Origin of the sequence: Ensifer sp. (genome assembly GCF_035999135.1) — a bacterium.
Taxonomy (GTDB): Bacteria; Pseudomonadota; Alphaproteobacteria; order Rhizobiales; family Rhizobiaceae; genus Ensifer.
The window spans coordinates 45,780-63,785 of record NZ_DASYGZ010000144.1 but is presented as its reverse complement, the minus strand read 5'-3'; the positions used below and the strand labels follow the sequence as shown (position 1 = coordinate 63,785).

At 63.5% G+C, this 18,006-nt stretch carries 17 protein-coding genes; 11 read left to right on the top strand and 6 right to left on the bottom strand.

Going from position 1 to position 18,006, the window contains the following annotated elements:
* The first annotated feature begins 105 nt into the window (after positions 1-105).
* The 7 genes from VGO12_RS17640 to VGO12_RS17610 all read left to right on the top strand — a co-directional run bounded on the left by VGO12_RS17640 (position 106) and on the right by VGO12_RS17610 (position 9,679).
* Positions 106-2,151: a type I secretion protein gene (locus VGO12_RS17640; protein WP_327514042.1), complete on the top strand. Its 2,046-nt coding sequence runs from the start codon at positions 106-108 to the stop codon at positions 2,149-2,151.
* A gap of 21 nt (positions 2,152-2,172) precedes the next feature.
* Positions 2,173-4,587: a type I secretion system permease/ATPase gene (locus VGO12_RS17635; RefSeq protein WP_414650739.1), complete on the top strand. Its 2,415-nt coding sequence runs from the start codon at positions 2,173-2,175 to the stop codon at positions 4,585-4,587.
* A 6-nt stretch (positions 4,588-4,593) separates the two neighbouring features.
* On the top strand, positions 4,594-5,934 hold the full coding sequence (locus VGO12_RS17630; RefSeq protein WP_327514041.1) for an HlyD family type I secretion periplasmic adaptor subunit: 1,341 nt from the start codon (positions 4,594-4,596) through the stop codon (positions 5,932-5,934).
* A 471-nt stretch (positions 5,935-6,405) separates the two neighbouring features.
* A complete protein-coding gene (locus VGO12_RS17625; protein ID WP_327514040.1) occupies positions 6,406-7,377 on the top strand; it encodes an aldo/keto reductase in 972 nt (323 codons plus the stop codon).
* Positions 7,378-7,514: 137 nt separating this feature from the next.
* Entirely contained in the window at positions 7,515-8,456 is a 942-nt protein-coding gene (locus VGO12_RS17620; RefSeq protein WP_327514039.1) for an adenylate/guanylate cyclase domain-containing protein, read from the top strand.
* A gap of 90 nt (positions 8,457-8,546) precedes the next feature.
* Positions 8,547-9,227 (top strand): hypothetical protein, encoded by a 681-nt coding sequence (locus VGO12_RS17615; RefSeq protein WP_327514038.1) that lies wholly within the window; start codon positions 8,547-8,549, stop codon positions 9,225-9,227.
* A 68-nt stretch (positions 9,228-9,295) separates the two neighbouring features.
* Positions 9,296-9,679, top strand: a complete 384-nt coding sequence (locus tag VGO12_RS17610; RefSeq protein WP_327514037.1) for a VOC family protein — start codon at positions 9,296-9,298, stop codon at positions 9,677-9,679.
* 20 nt (positions 9,680-9,699) lie between these two features.
* On the opposite strand, the gene VGO12_RS17605 is transcribed toward VGO12_RS17610, so the two are convergent.
* Positions 9,700-10,125, bottom strand: a complete 426-nt coding sequence (locus tag VGO12_RS17605; protein WP_327514036.1) for an OsmC family protein — start codon at positions 10,123-10,125, stop codon at positions 9,700-9,702.
* Between the two features lie 157 nt (positions 10,126-10,282).
* On the opposite strand from VGO12_RS17605, the gene VGO12_RS17600 reads away from it, so the two are divergent.
* Positions 10,283-10,765: an isoprenylcysteine carboxylmethyltransferase family protein gene (locus VGO12_RS17600; protein ID WP_327514035.1), complete on the top strand. Its 483-nt coding sequence runs from the start codon at positions 10,283-10,285 to the stop codon at positions 10,763-10,765.
* Here the strand turns inward: VGO12_RS17600 and VGO12_RS17595 are convergent.
* Positions 10,749-11,948 carry an aromatic amino acid transaminase gene (locus VGO12_RS17595; protein ID WP_327514034.1) on the bottom strand — a complete coding sequence of 400 codons (1,200 nt, stop codon included), beginning with the start codon at positions 11,946-11,948 and terminating at the stop codon, positions 10,749-10,751. The genes VGO12_RS17600 and VGO12_RS17595 overlap by 17 nt on opposite strands.
* 25 nt (positions 11,949-11,973) lie before the next feature.
* Positions 11,974-12,885: a DMT family transporter gene (locus tag VGO12_RS17590; protein WP_327514033.1), complete on the bottom strand. Its 912-nt coding sequence runs from the start codon at positions 12,883-12,885 to the stop codon at positions 11,974-11,976.
* A gap of 117 nt (positions 12,886-13,002) precedes the next feature.
* Here VGO12_RS17590 and VGO12_RS17585 point away from each other — a divergent pair, with 117 nt between their 5' ends.
* Complete coding sequence (locus VGO12_RS17585) at positions 13,003-13,458, top strand: Lrp/AsnC family transcriptional regulator (RefSeq protein ID WP_327514032.1); 456 nt, start codon at positions 13,003-13,005, stop codon at positions 13,456-13,458.
* Here VGO12_RS17585 and VGO12_RS17580 read toward each other — a convergent pair whose 3' ends face one another.
* Positions 13,459-14,547 carry an adenylate/guanylate cyclase domain-containing protein gene (locus tag VGO12_RS17580; protein WP_327514031.1) on the bottom strand — a complete coding sequence of 363 codons (1,089 nt, stop codon included), beginning with the start codon at positions 14,545-14,547 and terminating at the stop codon, positions 13,459-13,461. It abuts the gene before it with no gap.
* Positions 14,548-14,797: 250 nt separating this feature from the next.
* Between VGO12_RS17580 and VGO12_RS17575 the strand changes: the two genes are divergently transcribed.
* On the top strand, positions 14,798-15,256 hold the full coding sequence (locus VGO12_RS17575; RefSeq protein ID WP_327514030.1) for an SRPBCC family protein: 459 nt from the start codon (positions 14,798-14,800) through the stop codon (positions 15,254-15,256).
* Positions 15,257-15,263: 7 nt separating this feature from the next.
* On the opposite strand, the gene VGO12_RS17570 is transcribed toward VGO12_RS17575, so the two are convergent.
* A complete protein-coding gene (locus VGO12_RS17570; RefSeq protein WP_327514211.1) occupies positions 15,264-15,725 on the bottom strand; it encodes an Lrp/AsnC family transcriptional regulator in 462 nt (153 codons plus the stop codon).
* A 149-nt stretch (positions 15,726-15,874) separates the two neighbouring features.
* On the opposite strand from VGO12_RS17570, the gene VGO12_RS17565 reads away from it, so the two are divergent.
* Positions 15,875-16,771 (top strand): DMT family transporter, encoded by an 897-nt coding sequence (locus VGO12_RS17565; protein ID WP_327514029.1) that lies wholly within the window; start codon positions 15,875-15,877, stop codon positions 16,769-16,771.
* 69 nt (positions 16,772-16,840) lie between these two features.
* On the opposite strand, the gene VGO12_RS17560 is transcribed toward VGO12_RS17565, so the two are convergent.
* On the bottom strand, positions 16,841-17,995 hold the full coding sequence (locus VGO12_RS17560; protein ID WP_327514028.1) for an efflux RND transporter periplasmic adaptor subunit: 1,155 nt from the start codon (positions 17,993-17,995) through the stop codon (positions 16,841-16,843).
* Between the last annotated feature and the right edge of the window lie 11 nt (positions 17,996-18,006).

Below are 18,006 nucleotides of genomic sequence, written 5' to 3'. Positions count from 1 at the left end.
GTCGCGGAATCGGCTTGAAAAGGACTGCGCGGGAAACCTCCCGCGCAGTTCGGCACGAACCGTTGCGCCAACGGGGACTGCCGACGACAGGAGGAGGGCCTGACGTTGTATTCTGCAAAGATCACCGAGGCCATTGCCCATTTCATAGGTCTGTTCGAACTCACCGCCGAAGAGGCGCGGCTGCGCGAAGTGCACGAAAAGTTCGATCCCGACCGCGAAATCCACAAAGACCCGAAAGAGCTTGTGTCAGCGCCGGTCAAGGTGCAGGCGCCCTACGATCTCGACGACTTCAACCCCGACGTCCCCTACAAGCCGCTCGCGCCGGATATCTACATGCCGACACCGGATGGATATGCGGGCGTGGCGTTCCCCGAGTATCCGATTTCCGGCGGATTTCTGGGCCGTGGCGTGAGCGAGAACGCGCTGCAGGGCGGAGCGGTCAAGACGGCGGCGGCCCAGGCCGGGACGCCGCAGATCAATCCACCGGGCTCGGTCGTGGTCTACAGCGCCCAGACGGCGGAACTCTCCGACAACGATACGATCAGCATCGGCGGGCACGGCCTGAAATCGGGCCTGCACGCCGACGACAGCGCCACGATGGGCGAACTGATCGATGCGGCGCAGCAAATTTCGCTGCTGGGCGACACGGACGTCGCCGGCTCAAGCGATGCGATCGCCATCCTGGTAACGAGCACGGCCGAAAGACTGAATGCCAACGCTTCCGGCGGCGAGGCCGAGGTGAACGGCCTCTCCGTCAAGAGTTTCGTCGCCAAGGCGAGTGCGCTCGAGGGCATCTACGTCAATGGCGTGATCGCGGACGAAGCGCCTGTTCTCAAGGATCACCTGCCGAACCAGGACGCAGCGCCCGAGGCCGCCGATGAGCCAAAGCTCTCCAACGGTCCTGTTGATGTCGATGGCGGCACCGCTCATGGCGAAGGCACGGTATCAATCGACGTTTCCGTCGACCTCGATACCGGCAGCAACACGCTGGTGAATTCCGCCGTGGTGACCAGCAACTGGTTGCAGGCGGAGGTGCTCGCGGTCGCCGGCGATCATGTCGAACTCAACGCCATCATCCAGACCAACGCCTATTACGACAGCGACCTCGTCAGCGCGGCCCTCGGCGGCGGCAACCCCGAGCAGAATGCGACACAGGCCTTCAACATCGCGATGTTCAAGCATGTCGAGCCGGCAGCCGCCGAAACGACGCACGCCGACACCGCTGGCTTCCCCTCGGTGTGGGCGATCACCGAGGTGAAGGGTGATCTCATGATGGTGAACTGGTTGCAGCAGTTCACCTTCATGTCGGATCAGGACACGGCCATCGTCTCGGCTTCGGGCTCCAAGCTGTCGATCGTTGCCGGCGACAATACGGCGGCCAACGAAGTGTCCCTGCTGGAGTTGGGATACAGATACGATCTGATATTCGTCGGCGGCAGCGTCTTCGACGCCAACATCATCCAGCAGACGAACATCCTGCTCGACAACGATCTGATAGGTGCTGTCGGCGGGTTCCACACAAGCGGCGCCGGCGCGGTCTCGACCGGCGGCAACCTGCTTTGGAACTACGCCGGGATCGTCGAAGCGGGCACCGCGGGTCCGGTCGGCCCTCTGTCGGAAGGCTATCTCTCCGCCCTGCAGGATCTGTCTCAAGGCAACAAGCCGTCATCCGCCGATTTCCTGCACGATCCCGCCTTTGCCGGGCTTCATGGGATCAGGGTGCTCTATATTTCAGGCGATCTCATCAGCCTCAATTACATCCAGCAGACCAACATTCTGGGTGACAACGACCAGGTGACGCTGGCGATGAACGCACTCACCGCCCGTCCGGATGCGGATTGGACGATTACCACCGGCTCGAACGCCCTGCTCAACTACGCTGGGATCGTCGACGTCGACACCGGCAAGACGATCTATGCCGGCGGCGGCGTCTATTCGGACGAAGTGCTCATCCAGGCCGAGCTGGTGAAGAACGACCCCTATCTCGAAAGTCAAAATCCGGATGCGCTGGTCAGCGAGGCCGTCGTCTTCCTCGGCGACGACATGCTCGCTCCGGATCACGGCCAGCAGCCTGACCAGATCTCGCCAAACCCGGGACTGCACACAATCGACACGGCCAGCGTCGATCCCATGCACAGCATGGTCGCCTGATCGGAGCGCGAGAGGATTTTCATGAACGACCGCATCAGCCCGGCTTGGAAAGCGCCCTTGGAAACCGGCGATGCCGGCGCGACGCGTGTAGACGAAAACAATGGCGGTGGGTCGGAGAAACCCGATGCCGACCAGGCCCGGCGAGAGTTTCTGCGCAAGCTTGACCATCATGAGCACGTTCTGGATCGTGCCGTTAGGGAGATCGACGGGGTGGCGGATCAAATAAGAAGAGCGGCGGCAACCGACGCCAGAGACAATGCGAACCGCCCTACCGCGGCGCCTACGCCCCTTCAGGGACCGGTCGTGGCAAGACCGGTGTCGGCCGTCGGCGCTGCACCGAACCCGGCGCCCACATATGTCGCGCCCGCCCCAACAGCCGCCACGGCGCAGCCGAGCGCGGTCACTCCGCGGCCCTGGCCGCCAAGGACGGAGGCTCCTGTTCGGGGCGAAGCCAGCCCTGAACCTGTCAAAGCGGCGCCTGTCACCGAGCGTCGGCTCTTTGTCGACGACAGAAAGCCGGAGGCCCGGGTCGAAAAGCCGATCGTCTGGCCGACGGCGGAAATGAAGGAGCGAAATTCGCCATCGGGCATGGTGGTGATCGATGGCGACCGCGGACCGGTGAAAGTGGATGATCGGTCACCTGGCAAAGGCGGCGGTTCAACGAGCGGCAATGGCGGCGGCGGCGGTGGAGGCGGGGTCTTCCACAAGCGCTTGGGGCCGGTCGATTTTTCGGCGAGCCTCAAGGCCGGTCTGAAGGCGATCCGGCAAAACCTGATGATCGTCATGGTGTTCACCATCGCCACCAATGTGCTGGTGCTGGCAATCCCGGTCTATCTGTTCCAGATCTCGGACCGGGTGCTAACCAGCCGTTCGCTCGACACCTTGATGATGCTGACAATACTGATCGTCGGCGCGGTCGTGCTGCAGACCATTTTCGACGGCATTCGCCGCATGATCCTGATGCGCACGGCGGTTGAGGTCGCCGCGCAACTCGGCGCGCCGATCCTGAGTGCCGCGGCCAGGGCATCCCTCCACAGCAACGGGCGCGAGTACCAGACGCTTGGCGATCTGCAGCAGCTTCGGTCCTTCCTGGTCTCTGGCACGCTGCTTTCCTTTCTCGACGCGCCGATCGCGCCATTGTTCCTGTTGGCGGTCTTCCTCATTCATCCGCATCTCGGCGCGATCGTCGTGACCTCGGCCGTGCTCCTTTTGATCGTCACGTTGTTGAACCAGCGCGCGACCGCCGCCGGCTTCGGCGAGGCGACCAATTACCAGACCAAGGCGAACCTGCATCTCGATTCGATGTCGCGCAACTCGCAGATCATCAACGCGCTGGCGATGATCCCGGAAGCCGTGCACATCTGGGGCAAGGACATGGCGGGGTCGCTCAAGGCCCAGGTCCTGGCGCAGGACCGCAACATCGCCTTTGCTTCGCTCTCCAAGGCAGTGCGGTTGCTGACCCAGGTGACCATGCTCGGCTGGGGCGCCAATCTCGCCCTCCACGGCCACCTGTCGGGCGGCATGGTCATCGCGGCCTCGATCGTCGCCGGGCGTGCGCTCGGTCCGATCGAAGCGGCGATCGAGGGCTGGCATCAGGTGATCCAGGCGCGGGCCGCCTATGGGCGCATCACCGCGCTGCTGCAGACGTCGCCTCTCAATTTCGAACGCCTGAAGCTGCCGCGGCCGGAAGGGCGCCTTGATGTCGAGCGGCTGCTTTTCGTGCCGCAGGGAACCAAGCGCGTGGTGCTGAATGGCATCACCTTCGCGCTCGAGCCCGGTGATTCTCTTGCGGTGATCGGCAGTTCCGGCGCCGGCAAGACGACGCTCGGCAAGATGCTGGTCGGCTCCATCCTGCCGACCTCGGGCAATGTCCGGCTCGACCTGATGGACTTGAGGAACTGGGACCAGCGGCAGTTCGGCGAGAGCATCGGCTACTTGCCGCAGGACGTGCAGCTGTTCCCGGGAACGATCAAGGCGAACATCGCCCGCATGCGCGAGGATGCGACCGACGCCGACATCTACGCTGCCGCCAAGCTTGCCGACGTTCACGACATGATTGCCATGCTGCCGCACGGTTACGAGACGGTGGTGGCGGCAGATGGTTCGCCGCTGTCGGGCGGCCAGAAGCAGCGCGTAGCACTTGCCCGCGCCTTCTTCGGCAATCCGCGCATGGTGGTGCTGGACGAGCCCAACTCCAACCTCGATACCGCGGGCGAGGCGGCGCTGACGCGCGCGCTCACCCATGCAAAGCGGGAGAAGATCACCGTCGTCACCATCACCCAGCGTCCAGCCCTTCTCAACAGCGTCGACAAGGTACTGCTGCTGGTGAACGGCACCGTCGCGCTCTTCGGCCAGCGCCAGGACGTGCTGAAGGCGCTGGCTGCCCGCGGTGTGAACACCGAGGGCAACCCGCTCGACCAACCCCAGCTTCCGTAGGCGATCATGGCAGAAACGGCAAAAGTACAGGACCTGACCTGGTACGCGGAGGTTCCGCGCTCGATCTGGCAGCACACGGCGATCGGCCTTGCGCTGATCCTCGTCACCTTCGGGGGCTTTGGCTTCTGGGCCTTCACCGCGCCGCTTGCCGCAGCGGTCATCGCCCAGGGCAGCTTCGTCGCAACCGGGCAGAACAAGGTGGTCCAGCATTTCGAAGGCGGGATCATCAAGGAGATCCTCGTCAACGAGGGTGATCACGTCACGGCCGAGCAGCCGCTGATCCGGCTGGACGAGACGGCGGCACTCGCCAACGAGCGGCAGTTCTTTTTGAGGCGCGCACGACTTGAAGCGATCGTTGCGCGGCTCAACGCCCAGGCAAACGGCCTGACGGAAATCGCCTTGCCGGCGGCTTTGACCGATCACCTGAAGGATGATCCGGAGGTCGCGCCGATTGTGCAGAGCCAGCAGCTGAATTTCCGGACCTGGAGGAGCAAGCTCGACAGCGATATCGGCCTGTTGAAGCGCAACATCGAGAGCCTGCAGTTTCGCGCCCAGGGCTTTGAGGAACAGCTGAAATCGGTGCGCGAGCAGCGCGTGCTGCTGGAAGAGGAGTATATCGGCAAGAAGACGCTTCTGGCCAAGGACCTGATCCGCAAGACCGAGATCAAGACCATTCAGCGGGCAATCGCCGATGCCGAAGGCCAGATCGGGCGGCTGATGTCCGAAGTCTCGGAGACCGGCGCCCAGATCCTCAAGCAGCAGCAGCAGGTCAACCAGACCGAAGAGAGCTACCGCGAGGCCGCCCTTGACGACTTGCAGAAGGCAGAGGCCGAACTCGACACCGTGCGCGAGCAGTTGCGCGGCGCCACCAATGTCCTACGTCGCGCCACGATCAACGCACCGGTGACGGGCACCGTCATTCGCCTGCATTTCCACACATCCGGCGGCGTCATCGAGAGCGGCAAGCCGATCATGGAGATCCTGCCGGCCGACGTTCCGCTGATCATCGAGGCGCAGGTGCTGCGCACCGACGTGGACAATATCCGGGTGGGCGAGAAGGCGACTGTGCGGATGACGGCGCTCAACCAGCGCACGACGCCTGTGCTCAACGGCCAGGTCTTCTATGTCTCGGCAGATGCGCTGCCGGTGCAAACCCAGGAAGGCACGCGCGAAGTGTATCTGGCCCGCGTCAGCCTGCCGGCGAGCGAGCTTGCCCGGATCCACGGGCTCGTCGTAACCCCGGGCATGCCTGCCGAAATCCTCATCCAGACGGCGGAGCGCACCTTCTTCGATTATCTCACCAAGCCGATCCGCGACAGCATGGCGCGCGCCTTCATGGAAAACTGAGGAGCGGCGGTATCCGGTTTCCACCTGCAGGTCCCTCTGCTGGACGACGCGTTCGTCGGTCGTCCTATCGGGAAGAACAGGCGATCCCGGTATTGCGCTACGCGCATAGCGCATAGCTGGCCTGCGGAAATCCCGCCTACTATTTGGGCAGGGACGCTGTATATTCCTATTCATCGAAGCAATGCACCTCCTCCCGCAGAGCTTCGATGGGTGAACGATCTCCTCCTCCCTGATCGTTCGCAAGATCAGCGCCACTCCTCCTCCCAGGCTGCTGATCGATATTTTAAAGAGCCTGCCGCACCTCCTCCCGCGGCAGGCTTTTTTGTTTCTTCGATATCATCGACGTCAAAACCGCTTCTTCGGCATCCGCGCGATGCACGATGGCGAAGCCACCTCGATCGCGGCCGTTGACGGCCGGATGCCGGGCTCTAGATAAGCGGCATCATTCCCGCCAACGTCAGCGAGCGCGTCATGCACTATCGATCCTATGGCCGGACCGGCCTTCGCATTTCCGAAATCGGCTACGGCGCCTGGGGCATCGGCAAGAGCCACTGGCAGGGCGCCAGCGACGACGAATCCATGCGCGCCCTCAACCGCGCCGTCGATCTCGGCCTGAACTTCATCGACACGGCGCTGGGTTACGGCCAGGGCCACAGCGAAAGACTGATCGGCGGCCTGCTGAAGGAGCGCGCCGAGACGATCTACGTTGCGACCAAGATCCCGCCGAAGAACATGCAATGGCCCGCCCACGCAGGAACGCCGGCCGAGCAGACCTTCCCGGCCGACCATGTGATCGCCTCAACAGAGACGAGCCTGCGCAATCTCGGCGTCGAGACGATCGACGTGCAGCAATTCCATGTCTGGTCGGACGAATGGGTGGGGCGCGGTGACTGGCTGGAGGCGGTCGAGCGCCTGAAGCGCGACGGCAAGATCCGCTTCTTCGGGGTTTCGATCAACGACTACGAACCGGACAATGCGCTGCGGCTGATCGAGAGCGGCGTGGTCGACAGTGTCCAGGTGATCTACAACATCTTCGAACAGGCACCGGAAGAAAAACTGCTGCCGGCGTGCCTCGAGCACAAGGTCGGGGTGATCGTGCGCGTGGCGCTCGACGAGGGTGGCCTGACCGGCCAGATCCGCGCCGACACCGTCTTTCCCGAGGGAGATTTCCGCGAGACCTATTTCCGCGGCGATCGCAAGCGCGAGGTTGAAGAACGGACGCGAAAGATCGTCGGGGACCTTCAGATCGCGCCCGACGCGCTGGCAGAAACGGCGCTGCGCTTCGTGCTCAGCCACCCGGCGGTCTCGACGGTCATCCCGGGCATGCGCTCGGTTCGCAATGTCGAGCGCAACTGCGCCATCGGCGACGGGGTCGGCTTGCCGGACGCGCAACGGGCCAAGCTCACCGCCCACAGCTGGAAGCGCAATTTTTATCGCGATTGAACTGCTTGGTCTGCCGGCATTTCGTCGCCTGTCCGGCGGTTCCTCGATATCACGGGAAGGGTCGGGACACAGAACCCGGTCGGTGTCTCGGGCCCTCGAATATGCTATCCATATGGAGGCAGGAGCCGAGGGTGCCGATGGAACAGAAACTCTCCGTCATCATGGCCGCGGACGTGGTCGGCTATAGCCGGCTCATGGAAGTTGATGAGAAAGGCACCCTGGCGGCGCTGATGGCGCATCGGCAGGAGCTTCTGGACGTCGAGGTCGCCTCGCACGATGGGCGTATCGTCAAACTGATCGGCGACGGCATGCTCGTCGCGTTCCACGCTGTCGAAGACGCGGTTCGCTGTGCTGTCGCTATTCAGCGCGGGATGCGAGAACGCAATGCGACCGCCGCCAGCGATCGACAGATGGAGTTCCGCATCGGCATCAACATCGGCGACCTTCTGTTCGAGGAGGGAGACGTCTATGGCGATGGCGTCAACGTGGCCGCTCGTATTGAAAGTCTCGCAAAGCCCGGAGGTGTCTCCGTCTCATCCTCGGTTCACGACACGCTGGGTGGCCGGCTCGGCATGCGTTTCGAAGACATCGGCGAGCAGAGGCTGAAGAACATCGCCCGTCCGGTCCACGTCTACAACATCGTCATCGACGAAACCGTTGTGCCTCCATCATCTCAGGGTGTGCGGGAAAATCCCCCGATCAAGTCGAACCGGACGCTTCTCTACGTGACAAGGTTCGTGAACCTCAGCGGCAATCCTGACCAGGAGTACTTCGCTGCTGGCATCACGCAGGATGTCGTCGCGGGACTGTCACGCTTCTCGGGGTTGAATGTCATCGTGCGGTTGCCCCGTGCGGACCCGCACCAGCCGGCTTTAGCCGCCTTTTACACGCTTGAGGGCAGCGTCAGGCGGATTGGGGACCGCGTCAGGGTCAACGCCAGCCTGACCGATGCGGAAGGCGAACACATTTGGGCGGAAAAATTCGATTTCGGCCCGATCGACATGTTTGACGTCCAGGACGAACTGTCGCGCTCCATTCCGGCTGCCCTGAACGTCAAGATCGAGGAGGCCGAACGCTAAAGGGTTCTGTCCAAGCCTATCAGGGACCTGAACGCCTATGATTTCTATCTGCGCGGACGACACCTTGAAAAAAGCCTCAAGTCGGATGAGGTGCGGCTTGCGAAGGAGATGTTCCTCGCTGCGATAGACGCTGATCCGGGCTACGCGCGTGGGTACCTCGGCCTCGCTTGGCTTGAGCTTCGCAAGCTGAAGTGGAACGAGTGCGTGGACATGGAGGCGACACTGGCCAGCGCCTTCGCCTGGGCAAGCAAGGCGCTGGAGTTGAGCCCCTATGACGCCGACGTTCATTGGGCGCTCGGTGTCGTCCATCTTTGGAAGCGAGAGACCGAGCGTGCGATCGGTTGCTATGAACGCGGCCGTGAACTGGCGCCGAACAATTGTGATCTGCTCGCCGAGTACTGCGATGCCCTGGGTTATCTCGGTCTTCTCGAGGACGCGATCCGGATCGGAGAGCTGGCATTGCGGCTGAACCCAAGTCGGCCGGACTGGTATTTCTGGAACATCGCTGCCAGCAAGTACCTTTCGGGCCACTATGGCGAGGCATTGGCGCTGCTGGAAAAGATGACGGATCTCGGATCCGCCTATAGGCTGCTCGCAGCGACCTATTCGCAACTCGGCCGGGTGGAAGATGCGCGTCGCGCTGCGGGCGAACTGCTGAAGCTCAATCCGGAATTCTCGATCGAGCGATACAGTTCTCGCGCGCCGTATCGCGACAAGGCGTTGCTTGAGCGATACGTCGAGGGTCTGCGGTTGGCGGGATTGCCCGAATAGTCCCGCGGCCTGTCACCTCCAGTGCGCGCGTAGCAACGGATCCAAGTTGGAGCACGGGGCGGAAGGCGTTGTCGGAAAATCTGGTCAATGTTCGCTACATGGTTGACGACGTCGAGGCTGCGGTTGCCTGGTACACCACCCATCTCGGCTTCGCTCTCCTGACGAATTTTGCGCCGGCGTTCGCCGACGTGCGGCGCGGTGATCTGCGGCTGCTGCTCAGCGGGCCGACCAGTTCGGCCGGCCGGCCGATGCCGGACGGCGAGACGCCGGGGCCCGGCGGCTGGAACCGGATCCATCTGATCGTCGATGATTTGCCGCGTGAGATTGAACGGCTGCGCGCAGCCGGCGTCACCTTCCGCAATGATGTCGTCAGGGGGCCTGGAGGGGCGCAGATCCTTTTGGTCGACCCCTCCGGCAATGTCGTCGAGCTGTTTCAGCCCGCAGGTCTTTAGGATTGCCGCTGAAAGGGCGCTCAGCTTGCGCTGGTGTCGACCACTTCGAAGTCGTGGGTGATCGTCGCGGTCTTGGCGAGCATCGCCGAGGCCGAGCAGTATTTTTCGATCGACAGCGAGACGGCGCGCTCGACCTTGCTCGGCGACAGGCCGCGCCCCTTGACGACGAAATGCATGTGGATGCGGGTGAAGACCCGGGGTTCGGTTTCCGCGCGGTCGGCTTCGAGCTCGACGACGCAGTCCTCGACCGGTTCGCGACCCTTTTCGAGGATGTGAACGACGTCATAGGCCGAGCAGCCACCGGTCCCGATCAGCACAAGCTCCATCGGGCTCGGCCCCGGCGTGCGGCCGTCGTCGCCGAAGGCGGTTCCCAATACGACTTTGTGGCCGCTTCCGGATTCCCCGACGAAGGTCCGGTCTTCCACCCATTTGACGCGTGCTTTCATGTCTCTCGTCCTCATTTCTGCAGTGCCGTCATCGGTCCAGATGGTCGATGACCCTTCCCTGAGATAACGAGTTCCGGCAATTTCGCAAAGAGGCGGCCGAGGCTAAAGTCGGGGTCGTCGGCGCGTTGCGCCGAACGCTGGCAAGCAAGGGGGGTGCATGAACGATAGCGACGAAGGTGACAGTGACCGCTCCGGTGCAGTGGTTCGGCCACCGATCGCGTGGCTCGCCGCCGTTGGTGGCGGCCTATTGCTCGACGGCGCCTATCCGCTGCCGTTTCTGCCAGGGTTGCTGACCGGTCGGCTGATCGGGCTTGCCATTTTCGCTGCCGGCCTTGCGCTGATGATCTGGGCGGCAACGACATTTCGCAGAGCCGGGACCGAAATTCAGACGACGCGGCCGACGAGCGCGATAGTCGAGGTTGGGCCCTATCGCTTCAGCCGCAACCCGATCTACGTCGCCATGTTGCTCGGCATTTTCGGTCTTGCCCTTGCCTTCAACAGCCTTTGGCTCCTGTTCCTGCTTATGCCTTTCTGGCTTGTCATCCGCTATGGCGTGGTCGCCCGCGAGGAGGCCTATCTGGAGCGCAAGTTTGCGAGCGAATATCTCACCTACAAGGCGCGCGTCAGGCGCTGGCTTTGACGGGGGGCAGCTCAGACACCGAGACGAGGGCGTCCGCCAGCCGGTCGATCTGGTGCGGCAGCAAGCCGGCAATGTTGATCCGTCCGCTGGCGGTGCCGTAGACGCCGAAATCCTGGCGAAGCCGGTTCATCTGGTGCTGATCGAGCGGCAGCAACGAGAACATGCCCTTCTGTCGGCTGAGCGCCTGCAAGGGTTCAGGCGCCCCACAGCGCGCCAGCGCGTCGGCAAGATCGCGGCGGGTGTCGGCAACGCGCTTTCGGCATGCCGCGAGTTCTGCAAGCCATGTGCGGGAATTCTCGAAAAGATCGGCGGCGATCGCGGCGCCGTGCTCCGGCGGCATGGAGTAACTGGCGCGCGTCAGCCTTTCGAGCGTGGCGCGGACATTGGCGAGCGGCCGCGCCTCGGCGGCGATCACCATGGCAGCACCCGTGCGTTCGCAATAGAGCCCCATGTTTTTCGAGCAGCTTGCAGCAACGAGCACGGTTTCGAGCTCGCCGACGAGATGGCGCAGCCCAAAGGCGTCTTCCTCGATCCCATCGCCGAAACCCTGATAGGCCATGTCGATGAGCGGGATCAGCCCCCGTCTCCCGCAGAGTTCGGCCAGTTGCCGCCATTGCTCACGCGAGGGGTCGATCCCGCTTGGATTGTGGCAGCACCCGTGCAAGAGGACGATGTCACCCTGGCGGGCCTGCTGCAGGTCGGCGATCGCCGTGCCGATATCAAGTCCCGTTTCGTTTTCCTGCCAACGGAAGGACCGGACCGCGAGTCCCGCAGCCGTCATGATCGGACGATGGTTCACATAGCCGGGATTGGTGCTCCAGACCGTCGCATGCGGTGACGCAAGCGCAATGAAATCGGCAAGAAGCCGGAGTGCACCGGTGCCGCCGACCGTCTGGATCGTGCACTGGCGTTCGAGCGCCATCGTGTTTTCGCCGAGCAGCAGTTTTGCCATGCCGTCGTTGAACGCCGCATTTCCCGACAGGGCCCGGTAGGATTTGGAGGCGGCGGCTAACGCGAGCCGCACCTCGGCTTCCTGCACGGCGCGCATGACAGGCGTTTCACCCGTCGCATCCCTGTAGACGCCGACGACGAGGTCGATCTTGTCTGTTCTGCCGTCCGTTCGGAATGCTCTGAGAAGCGCCCATAGCGGATCGGGTTCGGCGAGCGGCAAAGCGGCGAGCATGTCAGGTCCCTTTTGTTTCAAGAGTCTAGGGGCGGTTTGCCAGGAACACGCCGGTCGTGATGACGGCGACGCCGATGGCGGTTGCGACCGTGAGCGGCTCGCCGAGGATCGGAATGGCCAGCAGGCTTGCAAGGGCCGGAGCGAGCGAGCCCAAGGTGGCGCTGCGCGCGGTGCCGAGCTTCGAAATTGCAAAGGCATAACCAATTGTCGAAACGAGGCCGACCCCGAGCCCCTGCACCAGGATGAAGGGCAGGGCCTGGTGCCATGAAAACTGCCCGATATGGCTGTCGACGGCGCCGGTCAGGATCAGCGGCAATAGGATCACGAGGGAGCCTATGGACAGGAGCAGGCCGTTGGCAATCGCATCCAGTCCGGTGCGCCTGAGGCCGATCGTGTAGGCGCCCCAGATGAGGCTTGCGACGAGCAGCAGCCCGACGCCGCGCAGCATCTCGGCGGTCATCGCCTGCTGCTGACCGGCGACGATGCCGATGACGCCGGCAAGGATCAGCCCCAGCGGCAGCCAACGCTTTTTCGGCACACGCGTGCGCTCCAGGGCAAGCATCAGCAAGGCGACGGAAAGCGGCGTCGTTCCAGCGACGAGTGCGCCGACATGGGCCGCCGACGTTGCCTTGGCGCCCTCCGAGACGACGAAGAAGAACGGCACGCCGCCAAGGAGGACGAGGGCTGCATCCCTTGGTCTGACGCGGCGGAAGACAACGAGCCGCTGCGGGATGGCCGGCAGCAGTGCGACGATCGGGATTGCAAAGCGGATCAGCGCGACGTCGGCGGTGGCAAGGGGCGACGCGCCAATGAAACGCATGCTCAAGGCGAACCCCGCCCAGACGAAAACGACGACGAAGAGCACGAGGTATCCGGCGATCACTGGCTCCAGCAACCGGGGCTTCGATGGTTGAAAGTCTGACGTCACGTCGGTCATGCCGCTTTTGCCTTTCGGATTTGGCCTGCATGATATGCTTCTCGACGTATCGGTTTCTTGCTATCTCGCTCTTGGTTGATGCAAGGATTGGCAGAATCTGCCAACGAAGGGGGAGCGATGGACGACAAGGACCGGCAGATCATCTGGGCGCTGCAAAAGGATGGACGGCTTTCCAACCAGGACCTGTCGGAGAAGGTGGCCCTGTCTCCGTCGCCGTGCCTGAGGCGGCTGCGACTGCTCGAAGAGGCGAAGATCATCAAGGGTTATACGGCAATCGTCGATGAGGAGGCCTACGGCCTGCCGATCACCGCCTTCGTGCGCATCCGTCTCGAACGTCACTCGGAGGCCTCGGTGGCCGCTTTTGAGCGCAAGGTGAAGACGATCGACAATATCCAGGATTGTTACGTCATGACCGGCGAAGCCGACTACCTGCTGCGGGTGCTGGTCAAGAGCCTCAAGGACTACGAGCAGTTCGTGCGCAGCCAGCTGCACAACATCGAAGGCATCGCCGCGATCGACACCAGCTTCGCCTACGGCACCGTCAAGCGGGCGACGGTCTTTCCGAAGTCCTAGCTACGCGTCCGGCACGGCGAAGATGGCGCAGGGGGCCGCGATGCCGCGCAGCCGATGCTCGCCGAGCGGGACCAGCTGAATGGAGGTCTGCGCCGCGACGGCGCCGGATGCGAGAACGGAGCGACCAAGCGGCCGGCACAGGCCCTCAAGCCGGCTGACGAGGTTCACGGCCGGGCCGATGGCGGTAAAGTCGAGCCGATCGGCCGCGCCGATGTTGCCCCAGAGGATGTCTCCGAGATGGAGGGCGACGCCAAAGGGCAGCGGCGACAGGCCATCTTCCTTGCGCGTTGCGTCGAGGTGCGCCATGCCCGCGCGCGCCGCGATGACGGCGCGCAAGGCCGCGTCCGAGGCTTCGGCCGGCGAATGGATCACGGGAAAAATGGCGAGAAGGCCGTCGCCGATGAATTTCAGCACCTCGCCGCCGAAGGCGTGGATCGCACCGGCCATGCGGTCGAACCAGGCGTCGAGCGCGGCGATGACGAGATCGGGATCTGTCGTTTCCGAGAGCGTGGTGAAGTTGCGCAGATCGGCGCAGAGCAACACCGCCCGGATGGTTTCACCGGTGCCGCGGCCGACGGCGCCGGCCCTGACGCGAGCGGCGCTGCGTCGGCCAAGATAGGCGTCGAGCAGGGCGCTCAAAGCCGCTTTTTCTTTAAGGAGTGCGAGCGGTGTCGCGGCAAACCGCGCGACCTGATGCAGCCTCTCGGTTTCGCCGGGAGAGAACGGGTGGATTCCCGCCCAGCGCAGGACGGGCGCCGGCGCGTTTGACGCATCCGTGTCCTCAGCCAGCGACCCAAGTCCTGCCAGCCAGTCTTCAGCGGTGCGATCTTGCGGTGCGCCGTCCGGCCCCATGCCGCCTGTCGCTGCTCCCTTGAAACTCAGGCGCTCGATCACCGCTCCGGTCTCCGCCTGCCACAACCAGCTGCGGTGGGCGATGATCGGGTCGGGCACGGCGAGCGTCAGGGCGCCGCCGGCCAATGGCAGGTTGTCGGCAAGCAGCTGACGCCCGAGCGTGGCGAGAAACTGCTCCGGTTCATGGCAGGCGATTGCCTCGTCCACGAGCCAGGCGAGGGGTGCAGGCAGGTCCATGATCGGAATGATAGGGTCGTATCGCCTTCGGGCAAGGGCGGAGCGGGCAGGGAAGGTGGCGCGGCACGGCGCAGGCGGCTATACTTGAGCTTGTCGCGCACCGATACGCAGCGATTGTGCGATTGCGACAGACAACAGATCCATGAACGAAAACGCACGAGCGGATCTGAACCATCGCTCCGCGCGTTAGGCAGTCTGCGGCGTCCGGAACTTTCAAGACAGGTGCCGCGAGAAGCGAAAGGGAAGTCCGATGCAGGAAGCCCTCGTTGTCCGTCGCGAGACCCACATCCAGGCGCCTATGGCCGCTGTTTTTGCGCTTTTGACCGATCCGGAAAAGATCCTGCGCTGGATGGGTACGGAGGCCGATACCAGGGCGGAACCCGGTGGCCTCTATCTCGTCAATGTCACCGGCGAACGGTTTGCGCGCGGCGCGTTCCGCGAGGTCGTGCCGGTGCACCGGCTCGCCTACAGCTTCGGTTGGGAGGGCAGCGATATCGTGCCGCCGGGCTCGAGCCTCGTCGAGATCGACCTGATCGAGGAGCCGGACGGAACGCTGCTCAGGCTGACGCACACCGGCTTGCCGACTGCCGATCAGTGTGCCGGGCATGCGGAAGGCTGGGCGCATTATCTCGAGCGGCTGGCGCAGGTCGCCGCCGGGCGCGACCCCGGACCGGATCGCTGGCAAGGGCGCCACGGCAGCAGCACCTGAGATCGGCTCAGATCGGCAGCAGCGCGTCCGGCTTGACGTCGCCGACCGATGCGTAGGTGTGGGTTTCCCGGACACCAGGCAGAGGCAGGATCACACGCTCGAGAAAGCCCTGAAACAGCGACATGTCGCCGATCCGCGCCTTGACCAGATAGTCGAAGCCGCCAATCACCATGTGGCATTCCAGCACCTCCGGCGCCTTGGCGACGGCGTCGGAAAACCGCTCGAAAATATGCGGCGCCGTATGATCGAGGCGCACCTGGATGAAGACCACCGTGCCGCGACCGATTTTCTGCGGATCGAGGACGGCCCTGACGGCCTTGATGAAACCCTCTCGAAACAGGCGCTTCACGCGCTGGCTGGTGCCCGTCGGCGAAAGGCCGACACGGTCCGCCAGCTCCAGCGTGGTGCGCCGGCCGTCTTCCTGCAGCAGCCGCAGCAGGGTGCGGTCAATCGTGTCCAATCCTGCGATTTCGTTCGTCACGCTATTTTGCCCATAAATAAGTGAAATGCACTCAAAGTGATAGAAATCAATGTATTTCGACACGCTCATTTGCGCAATACGGTGTTTGTGTCGAGGCCTCTCAGTGGTTGGGGCAGCTGCAATATCGGGAGGCATCGGTGCAAAGTGTTACAATCGAGGACGGTTCCGACAGCCGCCGGCTTGCGGTCCTCGCCGGACTGGCTGTCGTCGCGATCACCACCATTCAATTCGTCGCGGCCCGGTTCAGTCTCCGCGAACATCTGACGGCCCCCGACATCGTCACCTTGCGCTTCTCCGGTGCCGCCCTTGCCTTCCTGCCGGTGTTCCTGATGTCCGGCCTGCCGAAACTGAGACAGCTTGGCTGGCGGAAGGCAGCCGTGCTCGCGCTTTTGACCGGATTGCCCTATCCGCTGATCATCAACCAGGGACTTTCGATGGCGCCGGCCGCCCATGCGGCAGCTCTCTCTCCCGCCGTGATCGTCTTCTTCACGTTCCTGTTTTCGCGCGTCGTCTTCAGGGACAAATTCTCCCGCACGCGTCTTGCCGGCATCATCACGGTCATTGCCGGCCTGCTCCTGTTCGTCGTCCAGTCGGGCGCCGGCGACCCCGAGACGTTGCGTGGCGATCTGTTGTTTGCGTTGTCGGGGGTGATGTTTGCCGCCTATGCGGTGCTCGTGCGGTTCTGGTCCGTCGACGCCGTGACGGCGACGATCGCGGTCGTGTTCTTCTCCTGCCTGCCGTTGCCGCTGCTGCACGTCCTGGCGCCCAGCGGACTTTCCGCTGCGTCCTTCACCGAGATCGCCACGCAATTCGTCATCCAGGGTTTTTTTGCCGGCGCGCTCGCGAGCGTTCTCTATACCTATGTCATTCGGCAACTGGGCCCGCAGCCGGCGTCGCTGTTCATGCCGTGCGTTCCGGTGACGACGACTGCGGCAGGCGTCGTCGTTCTCGGCGAAGTCCCGACGCCGCTTCAGGTCATCGCCATTGCCGTCATCACCTTCGGCATGGTCTTCCCGATCCTGAAGCGACCGTAGGCAACGCTGGCCGTTAGATCGCAATCCCGGACGGAAAACCGCTTCGCACTTTCCTGGAGTTACTGCGGTCTACTTCTGCGCCTGTTCTGCGGGCATCGGCTTCACCGGGGCGCCGGGGAAAATCTTCTGCAGATTGCCTGATATCACCTGGTCGCCTTCCGAAACCCCGGATGTCAGGCCGATGAGGTCGCCGCTCGTCGGGCCGGGCGTGACCAGCCGCTGCTCGACCGTTTCACCCTTTCCGACGACATAGACGTACTTGCCGAGCTGGCTCGATCCGAGCGCGGTTTCAGGAACCATCAGCAGATCGGGTTCGTCGCGGATCTTCAGGCGAACGCGAACATACTGGCCGGGCAGCAGCGAGAGGTCCTTGTTGTCGATCGTCGCGCGCGCCACGACGGTTCCGGTGTTGCCTTCCACCGTGTTGTTGATGAAGCTGAGGTCGCCGCGGTAGCGTGGCTCGCTGTCGCCGGGCAGGAGTATTTCCGCCTCGACCTTGCCCTTCGCCTGGGCCTTGCGGATGTCGCCGAGTTCGGCTTCGCTCGGATTGAACGAGACGTAGATCGGCGAAAGCTGAACCAGGTTGTTGAGCGGGGTTCCGGCGGTGTTGCTGACGAGCGTTCCCTCAGGCGCCAGGTTTCGCCCAAGCCGCCCGGCAAAGGGGGCGCGGATCTCGGTGTAGTCGAGGTTGATCTCGGCCGTGCGCACCGCCGCCTTCGACATTGCAAGTGCTGCTTCCGCCTGGTGAACGGCGCTCCGGCGCTGGTCGAAAGTGTCCTTGTCCAGGTAGCCGGTGGTGGCAAGCTCGTTGCCGCGGGTCAGGCTCGATCGAAGGTAGGCGAGCGAGGCGTCGTCCCGCTCGACCTGCGCCTTCGCCTGGTCGAGTGCGGCGCGATAGTCGCGCGCGTCGATCCGGTAAAGCAGGTCGCCCTCCACGATGTCGGAGCCATCCGGAACCGCCTGTGCCTCCACGAAGCCCGTGACCTTGGCGCGAAGCGTCACGTTGCGGATCGCCTCGGTGCGTGCGGAGTAGTCGAGATAGATCGGGATGGTCTTCTTGACGACCGCGGCGACAGGAACGGGCATGGCCTGCTGCTGCGGCGGGGCAACGGCGGCGCCGGCATCGCCGCCTTTCAGCTCGAAGCCACCATTCTTGTAGTGATAGGCCGCGACAAGGGCGGCAACTGCGACCGCGGCGGCAAGGACCAGTTTCGAACCACGCATGTCAGGCTCCA